Here is a 13263-nt window from a genome sequence, read left to right as displayed (position 1 = left end):
GCCTATTCCTCAACTGTATTTTTAACTAATCTCTGCTCATAACATTTTAACTCATTTTGTTTTAGATAATTAAATTCAGACTCTACATAAATACCACATCCTACAAATTCAATCGTCAGGTCAGGTATATTTGCTTTCAATATACTAGTCTGTTCATAAATAATTCTTTCCAATAAATCAGCTTGTAATATTGAAAAATGCTTCATAATTTCTCCATCATTATCTATTTCTTTCTTGATTTCACACCAATTTTTTGCTAAAATACCTTTCAAATCAACATATCCAAGATTCTTCAATATATCTATACTATCACTCCATGCACCTTTACTAGATGTATTAAAATACGATTCTAGTTTCTTCTTCTGCTCATTCGTTAATAAGTCATAAGAAAGTTTCTTATTAAAATGTGACTTCAAAGAAACCTTAGCCATAGAGTATGGACTTCTACCAGAATTTAATCCTGCATTCTTAAACTTTTCTATTCCTTTATCTTCTACTGAAGACCATATTGAGTTTATTGAATCTGAATCATTGTACTTAACATCAAGACCATGTGTGATATCGATATAGTTTTGTGGAAATACATATTGATAATAGACGTCTTTTCTATCATCATACAGTGAAAAATATCCGCTATCGTATAAACGCATATGTACATTTACCTTTGCACTATCATCTAAAATATTTCGTCTAAGATTAGGGATATTAGCATAAATAGTTACATATTTCATAGCATCAAAGTGTTGATTTACTGGAATCTCAAAGTTAATTTCTTCCCCAGTCAAAAGTTTCTTCACTTCTTCTTCACTACAAGTATATAAAGAATATGTATTTTCAAATCCTACTTTAGTCTTTCCACCTAAGCTTCCTACTAATGGTACTTTTAGAATATGATTATCTGTTTTTTGCCATTGATAAGTATCTTGGTCTAAAAAATCTTTAATCTGTCTATTCTGCTCTTTAGCTTGATTTACAACCTCATTTTCATCTTCTGTAATCCCTACATGGCATCTATTTAAGATATTTACTATATTACTTCCAAATGGGAATGTCCATAATTGAAAAGCAGCTGCCTCTAGCTGACACAAATATCTAACCTGATTTAATTCAATCTGATGAATAAGTTTTTTCTGATATTCATTCATTTGATTACCACTATCCGACATTTGATAAATTAATTCTCCCATTGCAAGGTTATCTTTTTTCTTATCAATTTTATCAGTAATGATAATCTGAGTTTCCATCATATCTTGTACCTTTTTAAATATTCCAGAAATCTCTGCTGAGTTTTCCATTTTTAGACCTTCAAATTTTGTAATTAACTCAGTTAAAACTTCCTTCATTTTTAACTTACTTATCTCATTTTGGAAAATATCTTGATTTTTAACTGTACTATCAAATTTTTCTACAAATGGCGCAATAGATTCTTTAAAAGTTTTATCTTTAAACTCTACCATCTGAGTATTTAATTCATCCAATTTTTTAATATTATTTTCTTTATCCTTAATTGCATCTTTTACAACCTCTATCTTACTTTCAAAACCAGATTTTACATTAAGACAATTATTAACACCACTAATTGCTGTATTGACAAGAGAACAAGCAGAACTACCAATACTTAAGGCATTTTTAATAGCAGCTGTCTTTTGTTGTCTTTCAACAGCTTGTTTACTCTTTTCTAGTGCCGCTAATTTATCTTTTTGTTGTTTATTGCTATAATTTGCTTCTAGCATGCCTATTTGTTTCTTCTCGATTTTTGTGTAGATTTCTTTATATTCATCTTCACTTAATCCATTTTTTGCTGCTTGAATATCACTATCTCTTTCTGCATATGCAGGATTATCTACAGACTTAACTATAATATCTTTAATCTGATTAAACTTCTCTCTTTTTCCTTCATCAACACCCACTAAGTTATGTGTCATTTTCTCTAAAACATTCTTTCTATCATCATTCAATTGAGCTCCAAGAACAACACTAATACCCTCAGAACTTAATTTAAAATCTGAGAACTCAACCATTCTGTTAGTCCAGTTATATTCTTCTTCTTTAGCTGAAAGATTTTCACTCAAAGATTTTGCACTATCAAATGCCCCTAAACAAGCTTGACCAATGCCACTAAATGCTGTTAATAAGCTCAACGCACTCTGTATCCCTGAAAGAATTAACTGTGTTTTCATTTGTTCCTCAAGTTTTTTCTGTTTCTCTTTTAGTTTATCTATATCTTCTTTTTCATCTTCTTTTATCTTTAAAATCTCTTGAATCAATAGATTCATTTTTGCAGAAACAGAAATCATTTTATTCTCAAGTTCATTTCTTAAAACTTCTATTTGTTGATTCCCAGATTCAATTTGAGTCAGTATACCTTCTTTATATGTGTTGAAATATCCTTCCTTCAATTTATCTTTCTGCCCTTGTTCCAATTCTTTTAAAGTCTTATCTAGGTAATTTGTTAAAGCACGAATATCTGTAACACGATTTCCTCCAATTTCATTTTCCTCTATCATTTGCACATAGAATGCAGTCTTTTGCTCAAGTGCAAATAAAATCATACTCCATTCACTAAAATTCTGTTTTTCTGCTATAAAAGATTCTATTTTATCAGACTGCATCAATTTATTTATAAGATATTCATAAATTTCTTTTGCCTCTTGATAAAATTCTTTCTTTATATTCATATCATCTATAGAAAGTGGCTCTTTCTTTTTACTCTCAAATCTAAAGTACTTTTGAAGTATTTCTTTATTTAACTGCATCTCCACTTTCTCAACAGCATGAAAAATCTCATAAATATGCGAAATTTCTAAAATGTCTGCTTCTAATATTCCTACTGCACATAATAGCTTAAGATTCCTATAACCCTTACTTCCAGTAAAACCGAATCTATCAAAGAATTCATAGAAGAATATATCAATTGATAAAGAATATTCTTGCTTTAATAATTCCTTTTCTTTTAGTGTATTTCCAAAACGTCCTTCTTTTCCATCTGCTCCATCTGAGCCTGAATCTTCACGTTTATTAATTTTCCAATCTTTATGATTTTCATAAAGAGCATTTAATTTCTCTCCATCATCTGCTACCTCTGTTGAGTCTGAAGCGTGACCTAATACATATCTATCAAAATAATAGTAGTTTCTATCACTATCATCTATTGGAACAGAAATCCCTATATATCTTATTGTTTCTTCATATATTCCTCTAATTCCTCCAAGACCTCCAGAGCCACCTTTTCCTCCAGAACCGCCTTTTCCTGCCATACCATGATGCCCATTTTTTGTACTTATAGCACATTTTAGTACAGATGCTTTTCCAAGAAGATAAATCTGCCCAGATTTACTTCCAAGACCAGCATTTCCACCATCTCCACCTATACCTCCAGTTCCACCTTGTTTTCCTTTTTCTGCTTTTACAACAAAATATTTTGTCTTGTTTTCTTTAGCAAATTCTTTCGACTCTTTTTCAGAACCTATCTTTGCATTTGCTCCAATTTCTCCAGTTATTCCTGTCTCTCCTATTTTTCCATCTTGCCCATTTCCACCTTGACCACCATCTACATAAAGTTTAAGTTCTCCCCTTTTTTCTATTTCTTTAAAAGATAATAAAATATCACCTGAAGTTCCTGCATTATTACCATCTCTTCCATTCATTCCATTATAGATAGTGTCTTCCCCAATCAATGGTTCTGCATCTTTACCAGATACATTAATTGAATGAGTTCCTTCTGGTATACATAATTTTTTTGCTAATAATACAATATTTTTACCTGAGAAAACTTCTTTTTCCATATTACAATCGACTTTTATCTCACAATCTCCATACATATATATAGATGATAAAATATTAAGTTGATAACCAGATATTATTTCAGTCAAATCTGATAAATTCACCTTAGGTATAGGTATATACATGGAAAGTATATTTTCTTTATCATATGATTTTATATATGTACAACTTCTAATCTTATTTCTTCTATATTCTGCATCTTCAAGCTTTTTAGCCTCTTCTTTCTTATTCTCTTCTTCTACTATCCAGTATTTAATATCTCTTAATGTATCTTCTAATGTATTCTTTAGTAATGATTTTAACAGCTCGCTTAAGCCAACAATATGAGTTTCACTACAATAACTATTTAGCTCTAAAAGAAGGCGTACTTCTTCTAATATATTCACTTTTTGTAATCCGTCACCATATAAAAGTTCTTGTACAAACTCCATAAGTTCTCTAATATTAGCTACTTTACTACATAAATTTGTATACATACTCTCCAACTGTGATTCTGTATCTTTTAGATTTTTTATAGAAGGTAAAGTGGAAATAGAGTCTTCTATACCTTTTTTTACACTTTGTATATAAGGAGGTAGAAGTTTTTCTATCTCATTATATGTTACATCAACAGCTTTTTGTATTTCTATTTTACAAGAAGCAGTAAGCATCAAGCCCATATCTGTCTTTTCAAAGTTTGCAGGGAGATTTTTCATTTTATCTAATAATACTTCTGGCTTTTTATCCAGTGGATTACACAGTTTGATAGATATATTGTCTGATAAGATTACATTTAATAGATATACTAGTTCCTTGTAACCATCATAATCTTTCTCTTGATTGTCTAGGTCTTCTTTTACTTTCTTCAATATATTTCTTATTTTCTCTTCAGTTACTTTATCACTGAGTGACTTAGGTATTTTATTAATAAGGAAGAAAAAATTTTCTTTATACTTTGTATAATCATTAAACATATCTTTTAAGTTTTTAGCTGTTTCTATTAATAGTGTATGTCTAGAGTCCAGTAGAGATTGGTAATCTAAAATAACTACCATTCCTTTCACCTTTGAAGATGTAAAGATAGTTTCTCTTACAAGCATTGCTCCTGCAATCATATACTCTGGTCCACGGTTGTCAAAAAATCCTGGACAATCGCATAATGAAAAGTCTCTATTTGTAATATCTACAACTTCTGGGCATAATGTCTTAGAGTACACACCATTTCCAATTTCAACTGCTGAATCTTTTGCAGTGATATATACTTGTCCAGTTTCTGCATCTGTTTTTTCTTCCATTTCACAACCTTTTAAATAATTGATACAAGTACTCTTTCCAACACCTGAAGCGCCTAAGAATAATAAAATTGACTTTTCTTTTAAGTTATATTTTTCAAGCTCGCCTCTTCCCTCTTCCAAAAGGTTTACGATTCCACTATAAAGTTTATTTGCCATATATCCATCCCTTTCTATATTTCAGAACAATAGCTTTGATATTTTTCTTTAATTAGATTTTCTTGTATTTTTGAAACTGCTGTTGACGTCTTAGCATTTGGTGCATTAAATCCTCCATTGTCTCCTCTGTCTCCATATTCAGCGTATTCTCTTGATGGTCCTGTTTTTCCTTCACTCCAGTTTCCACCATAAAGCTCTACACGATAATAAAACACTTTCTCTGTCTTATAATCCCAACTTGTAAAATATCCTGTATAATACAGAGTCTTATCTATACCACTTGCAGAAAATGAAAGTGTATTATATCCGTGATAACCACCTTTTCCTCCATATCCACCTGAACCTGGTATACCATTTGGACCTGCTTCTCCATCTCTCACTGTTATATCACAGTGATTAATTATCCTATTTTTTTGTTCTTCTGAATCTGTAATGAAGTAAATATTACCTTTCTTACCAGCATTTCCACCTATTCCAGCATTTCCACCAGTTCCACCTTTACCACCTTTTTTACCTTTTGTGCCTTCTGCAAAATATCCTTTAAATATTTGTGCAGCAAAATAACTTGTATATCCTGCATCTGCTCCATTAGCTCCACCTGCTCCATCATCGCCACGTTTCCCATCTGTTCCTTTAGAACCATTTCCTCCATTTGCAATTAGCGTTAAACGATAATTTATAATATCTTTCTTAATGTATAGGTAAATATTACCTGAATCCCTACCATCTTTACCATTTTGTCCATACATAGAATTATCTACAAGTTCTCCACTCTTTCCACTTACATTAATCTTTACATTACTGCTTACATCAAGATTATTACAAGAAATGATAATATTTTTCTCCGATGCAAATTCCATTCCAAGGTTATCGTCCATATAAATAGTCTCTTTAGCAAAGAACATAAATGTAGTAGTATTATCATCTACTTTTCTATTTTTGAAATATTGCAATACACTACTAATTACTAAGTTTGGAATTAATGCTCTTATTTCAATACCCTTCTTATCATTTATATCAATTGTTTTTACTATAAATGGATTTAAGATATATTTACTTACAAATTCTCTAATTATTTCGTTTCCTTTTTCTCCATATGAATTTAATCTTGTTATACTATCTCCTAATCCTTCACTCTGTACAGTTGTAACATTCATCAAAATCTCTTCAAAATCATTTACACTATACATATAGTCCTTTTTATTTGCAACTTCCATTAATTTTTCTCTATTTTTTAATGTAAATATCTGTTTTTGTACTTCATAAGAAACTAAGACTTTTTCTAAGTTCTTTCTTATTATAGAGAAGTTTTGTTCCATTATTTTTTTGCTTACTTTTTCTATAATAGATTCCATATGTACAGAAGGTAATAGAATTTCTCCAGTTCCATTTTCTGTATATTTACTTAAAGCATCAATTATATCTAAATTTCCCTTTATCTTATTTTGTAATTTCATACAATTATCTTTCAAGAATAATCCACTCTCTTTAGATAATACATTAATAAATTTGTCTATAGTAAGACTTGATGTACTTTCCAACCAATTTTTAAATCCACCCACGACTCTATCATATGTTGATATTTCTTGAATCATTGTTATTCTTTCAATAACATTGATAAAGTCTTCTGTATATGCCTTAACATAATCTTCTAAACTAGATACTATACTACTTTGAATCTCTTTTATTAATGTATCTAAAACTAGTCTTGCATCTGCACTAATTGGATACTGGAATGCTGATGTCTTATCTTTAACTTCATCTAACTCTAGTGCTTTTTTTAATAAAATTTCCCTCTCATCGGGTACAAGAGGCTTACAAAGATGAATATTCTTTCCATTATCTTTTAGCAATTCTTCAAATAACCAAGCCTTTTCATCTATATTACTTTCTGAAGATTCACATAACTGTTCATATTTTTTTCTGATAATATTATATAATTGTTTTTCTGTTCTTCCCAAGAAGCTTTTTGAAATGAAAAAAGTTATACTTCCCTTAAAGTTATCTTTATGAAGACACATATTTAACTGTTGGAATAAATCCAGCACTTTTGTAAGTCTAGAATCTAATATGTCTGCTTCTGGTATTAATACAATTACTGCACATATAGATGCAGAATTTTTAAATACCTCACCTAATGAAACTGCTGCACTAATATCATGGGCTACTCCTCTATTATCACTAAATCCTGCTGTATCACATAATTTTGCATTCATTCCTTCTACTGGTTTTCTCATATCTACAATATTGGGATATAGAGTTTGTGATACAGCTCCTGAACCAATCTCTGCTACAGGGTCTAAACATTCAACATATGATGTACCAGTATCTTCATCTTCTACTTCCTTCATTACACATCCTGCAAGATAATTGATTGCAGTACTTTTTCCACAACCTGTACCTCCAAGAACTAGAATTAAATTTTGACCTTGTGCCTTATTTATTGCTACTTTTCCTTCATCTAATAAGAGTGTTATTTCATCTAAAAGTTGATTTTGATTTTCTAGCATTTATTTACCCCCTAAATTATAAATTTTGATTTAAATAAAAGGTTTGATTTTACTTTTTAACTTTTCAGCTTGGAAAATTCTCTCTTTTAGTAAAATAACTGTGTTGCAGAATATAGTTTTTGTCAACACAGTTATTTTACTTAACTCATTTATTTGGTTATATTTTTTTGTTATATTTAATCTCATATCTTAGCTCCTATTGATATTACTTAATTACATTAAATACTTTTAAATCATCTTCCTAGACAGTTCTAAATTTTGACCATCCACCAACAAAAATACTCATATAAAAAACCTCCTATATATATGTTTTTATTTATTCATATAATAATACCAATTTTCATAATATTCAACATATTTTGTGTAACTGGTCAATCAAAACGTATAACTGGATAAATAGTAAATTGAAACAATATTTTAAAACAATCTTCTATAATTTAGGTTAATTTAATACAAAAAAATAGACATTCTATTAGGATAAAATGTCGTAAAAATTTCTTAGAATGTTTTTTATATTAAAATATTTATCTAAAAATGAAATATATTTCTTATAAATACTTGTTTGGAATCAAATTATTACATATATAAACTTAAATTTATGAAAAATAAACTTATTTTCTATGAATAAAAATATACACATAAACAAAAAACTATACAAGGGATATTTTCGAAATATTACCTTTAGAAAATATCCCTTACTTAAATATATTAGCTCTGTTAAACCTGTGTGTCGATGATTACACTTCCTTAGAAAAAGTAATCACAAGAGAGACTTTCCAAGAATACCAATATGTTACACTAACTACTTCCCAACCTTGCTTTGCCATGTCATTCATTATTGTTTCTGCTTGAGACTTCTTAGCTTCTACAATCTTATATTCTTTCATTGCTAATATCCCTCCTTAAAATGTTTTTGTTTCTCTCTACCCAATTAAGCCAATACAAACCGTTACCTATGTACTTGGTATAAAAATGTCTTACTCAAACTTTCAAGTTGCTATGTAGGGAATTAATATGGTTAATATGATAAATTAATAAAGTATTATTCTACTCCATCATCATTGGCTTAATATAAATATAGCATTTTTCAATTTTTTAAAAGAGTCTTCAAAGACATTAGAAAAAGCTGATGCAAAATTTTTAATATCACCTTTTTTTAAATATGTAAGTATCTCGAAACATACATCAAAGCGTGTTTTCAAAATCTCATTATATTTTTTATGAAAGAATCTCTCTAAATAAATTCCAAATATCGTATGTTGTTTTAAATGTCTGAAAGTTTCCTGTACTACATAAATGTGTGTACAGTCTATTATCTTACAAAGTAAAACAAAGTCTGGATATACCTTACACTCTTTATAACTATTTTGTAAATCTCTTAAATGAGCTTCTATATTCTCTATATCTACATAATCCATTCTACTACCTAATAAAAATACTACATCTTCAAAGGTAATTGTAATAAACTCCATAGCTTCTAAAAGCAGTGTCAATCTTTTAGCTCCTTTTTCTGTCTTTATATAATCATCTGCATATTCAGAAAAAAGTGTTATATAAGTTCCTTTTCCATTAATTGTTCTAGCTATACCACACTCATTTAGTTCATTATATGCACTTCTAACTGTTGGAAGAGATACATTATACTTATTAATTACTGAAGTAATTGATGGTAGACAGTCTCCTACTTTAAGATTTCCTTCAAAAATTTTACAAATTATATCTGAAACAATAAAGTCATACAAATAACTTTTTTCTAATGATACATACTTAAAATTGTTTGAATACTTATCTTCTGAAACATATTTTTTTATCATGTTAAGTGTTAATTCTCTACAACTTTCATACATGTAAGTCAATAACTTCTTAAGTTCAAGAAAATCTCCATTTAACCCATATAAATAACTTTGTCTTACCTGCTCTATATACTTACTATTAAAAAAAGTTGCATAGCAGTTCTCCAAATTATTTATACTATAATCCATTGGTGAAATCATAACATCGTATTGAATAATGTCGCAGAAATATTGAATCAGAGAATTATTTGTTTTGCTTATTAGTTTGTTTATATATTTTATCCTCTGTTTTCTAATTATAAAATGGTCAGAACTATTCTCTTCCATATGATTGATAATATAATTTAATTCTTGAAAGTCTTTAGATGTAAATTGCTTAACATTATTAACTGCAATAGAAGGAAATATCAAACTGAAAATCTGATATATATCTGACATTTGCAAAATTTTCTCATATGATAATTCAGATTCAATTGATTGTTGTGTACTTACATTGTATATTACAGTTGCTCTAGACCCAGCTTTGGTTTCTATAAAGCCCTTTTCTGACAGCATTTTTATTACTGTTTTTATAGTATTTTTTGATACCATATACTCTTTGGACAACTTATTAATAGAATCAAGCTTGTCACCAACAGTAATTCTACCTGTGTAAATTTGTTTAATTATATCTTCAAATACAATTAAATATTGTGGTTTTTTCTTCATATTTTCCCTCTTCAATAAATTAAAATAGTTGCTTATTTTTTATTCATAATCTATAATTGATATAGACCATTAATATAGATGGTCTAAGTTTTGCGATGTTATAATTCAATAAAACAGAACGTTATCAACATAATGTAACAAATCAATATATCATTTTATAAATTAATTAATATAATTTTTAATAATAAAAAAATTTAATTGATATACATTTTTTATTATTTTGTATGTTTAAAAATAAGGTATTTTACTCATTTTAAATAATAAAATGTTTAACATTACAATAATAATACAAAATAGAGATACTTTTTAAACTATATATAACACAATTATATACAACAAAAATGTAGATATGTTAAATCTACTTAATTTAGATTTTATCTTATGCTATTCTATAGATAAAATAAAAGAACACATTTATATAATAACTCAAAATCAAATTGAATTCAGTCTGTTTTTAAAGTTTATTTGATTTACTTTAGAATATATACTGTTTGATAGTATACTGATTACATTTTCACCCACAAATTCTCTAACTTCCTACTTTATAATCAGATGTAACATATTGCTACCCTTAATACCTATATTCATCAATCATGTATATTCCATTGAAAAAGATATTTATTTAGAAAAAGAACACCCTAAATTAGAAATTCTAAAACAAGTTGTATAGAAATAGAAAAAATGGTACTTAATATCAATAACGAATTATCAAAACTAGGTGACACTTAAGTAACATTAATGAATACACTTATACCCTTTCTACCAGTTATGAATTAATTGAATGATATGGTATATTTGATATTGAAACTTTAATATCAAAATCGAATTCTTTAATGTATAAAATAAGCCTAAAAATAAATCCAATTTAAGTTAGGTAATTTAGATATTCTATGAAATATATGCTATAAAGGAGTCCTAATAATGTCAAAACATGAAGATTTTGCAAATATTGAATATAGTTTATTAATGAATGCGTTAGATGTAAGTGTTAGTAGACACCAATTAGATGAACACTTTACTGTTGTTTGGGCTAATGACCGCTATTATGAAATGTTTGGTTACACAAAAGAGGAATATGAAACTCTATTTCATAATCAATGTGACCTTTTTTACAAAGATAATCCAGAAGATTGGAATTCACTTGTAGATTATGTGGAAAATAAATTTTCTAATGGAGCAAAAAAATATGACTATGTTTGCCGTATGAAGCATCGTAATGGAAAAAAATTATGGATAAAGTTATTTGGATTTTTAACAGGAGAAATTATTGATGGATGCCCTATTTCATATTCCGTTATGATTGATATTACAGAACAAATGATGATTAAAATAGAACAAACTGCAACTTACAAAAATTTTCCTGGTCTCATTGCTAAGTTTAAGGTCACTGATTTTGGTTTCCAACTTCTTGATGCTAACCAAAAATATTTTGATATTTTTAAAGATAATGTAAATTTCCTATTAAAAGATATGGATTCAGAAAGCTATCTTAGTGAAGTGTATAAACACCATAGTGATTTTAGAAATGGAAAATATGTTTGTTTTTCGATTTCTCCACAAACTATCAATGGAGACATCGTTCACATGCAAGTTGTAGCTGAATGTATAGATTGGGAAGATGATAAACCTATATATCTTTTAATCTATTCAGATGTCACAAAATTAGTAAAACAAAATGAGACTATTGAAAAAAATAATAAGGAATTAAAGGAATTAGCTTTTATTGACCCAATTACTGGAGGTATGAACCGTACTAAATTTAACATAACAGTAAAAGAAGTTATTGAACAGTCACCATCTGATACATATACTCTTATATGGTTAAACATGCAAAAATTTAAATTAATAAATGATTCAGCAGGAAATATAGCTGGAGATAAACTTTTAAAATATATCTATAATTGCATAAACGAGCACTTGCATGAAGGTGAGCTTGTAACTAGAATATTTGCTGATAATTTTATTCTTCTTTTTAAAAATAATCAAGAAGACATAACCTCTAGACTAAACTCAATAGTTAAATATATAAATAGATTCAATGACAATGCTGATTATAAATACATGCTTTATTTTACTGCTGGTGCCTATGTAATTCATGACACTTCTTTAGATATAACAAATATCCAAGATAGAGCAAATGTAGCTTGTAAATCAACTAAAAATATAGAAAATCATGGTTTATGTATTTGTAATTTTTATAACAAAACAGCTAAGGAAAAACTTATACTAGAGAAAAGTATAGAAAATAGAATGTATGAAGCACTTAAAAAGAGAGAATTTCAAGTTTATTTACAACCAAAATTGGAATTATCTAATCAAACGATATGTGGTGCAGAAGCTCTAGTTAGATGGATTCTTCCGGTTGGGAAAATAATCCCTCCTAATGAATTCATTCCATTATTTGAAAAGAATGGCTTTATTGTACAGTTAGATTTATACGTTTTTGAAGAAGTCTGCAAAACCTTAAGAAGATGGATTGATTGTGGATTAAATACTATAAATATTTCAGTAAATATGTCTCGCTATCATTTTTCATTCAAAAACTTTATTAATTCATATAAAGAAATAGCTAACAAATATGATATTCCACCTAATCTTATAGAAATTGAGATTACAGAAACAATTATATTTGAAGATATTAAGGTATTTAGTGAAATAATAAATGAAATCCATAAATATGGCTTTAAATGCTCTATTGATGATTTTGGAAGTGGTTATTCCTCAATTAACATGCTTAAGGATATTTATGTTGATACTATAAAATTAGATGGCGCATTCTTTAAATCAGAACGCCTAGATTCTGAGCGTGAAAGAGATATAATTATCTCTATAATTGAATTAGCTAAGAAACTAAAAATGACTACTGTAGCTGAAGGAATAGAAACTAGTTTTCAAAAAGACTTTTTACAAGAAATAAAATGTGATATGTTACAGGGCTATATCTTTTCTAGACCTTTACCAATAGAAGATTTTGAAAAGCAATTATTTCAGAAATCCTCTAACTAATCAGTACAAAGTTATTTATTCTAAGTGATATAT

At 28.1% G+C, this 13263-nt stretch carries 6 protein-coding genes and 1 pseudogene; 1 reads left to right on the top strand and 6 read right to left on the bottom strand.

Going from position 1 to position 13263, the window contains the following annotated elements; translation table 11 throughout:
- Positions 1–2: 2 nt before the first annotated feature.
- From ACTG47_RS03140 to ACTG47_RS03115, 6 genes and pseudogenes are all read right to left on the bottom strand, one after another.
- Positions 3–5213, bottom strand: coding sequence for a GTPase domain-containing protein (locus ACTG47_RS03140; RefSeq protein ID WP_479926069.1), 5211 nt, complete (start codon positions 5211–5213; stop codon positions 3–5).
- 14 nt (positions 5214–5227) lie between these two features.
- A complete protein-coding gene (locus ACTG47_RS03135; RefSeq protein ID WP_479926068.1) occupies positions 5228–7723 on the bottom strand; it encodes an ATP-binding protein in 2496 nt (831 codons plus the stop codon).
- Positions 7724–7753: 30 nt separating this feature from the next.
- Entirely contained in the window at positions 7754–7909 is a 156-nt protein-coding gene (locus ACTG47_RS03130) for a hypothetical protein (protein WP_479926067.1), read from the bottom strand.
- 551 nt (positions 7910–8460) lie between these two features.
- On the bottom strand, positions 8461–8610 hold the full coding sequence (locus ACTG47_RS03125; protein WP_479926066.1) for a DUF4177 domain-containing protein: 150 nt from the start codon (positions 8608–8610) through the stop codon (positions 8461–8463).
- A gap of 37 nt (positions 8611–8647) precedes the next feature.
- Positions 8648–8755, bottom strand: a pseudogene (locus ACTG47_RS03120) (IS1595 family transposase); the annotation flags it as partial.
- Positions 8756–8781: 26 nt separating this feature from the next.
- Complete coding sequence (locus tag ACTG47_RS03115; RefSeq protein ID WP_479926065.1) at positions 8782–10224, bottom strand: GntR family transcriptional regulator; 1443 nt, start codon at positions 10222–10224, stop codon at positions 8782–8784.
- A 921-nt stretch (positions 10225–11145) separates the two neighbouring features.
- On the opposite strand from ACTG47_RS03115, the gene ACTG47_RS03110 reads away from it, so the two are divergent.
- Complete coding sequence (locus ACTG47_RS03110) at positions 11146–13230, top strand: EAL domain-containing protein (protein WP_479926064.1); 2085 nt, start codon at positions 11146–11148, stop codon at positions 13228–13230.
- The last annotated feature ends 33 nt before the right edge of the window (positions 13231–13263 follow it).

The sequence above is a fragment of the Clostridioides sp. LIBA-6622 genome (genome assembly GCF_056716095.1).
This window is presented reverse-complemented; position numbering and strand designations above follow the sequence as displayed.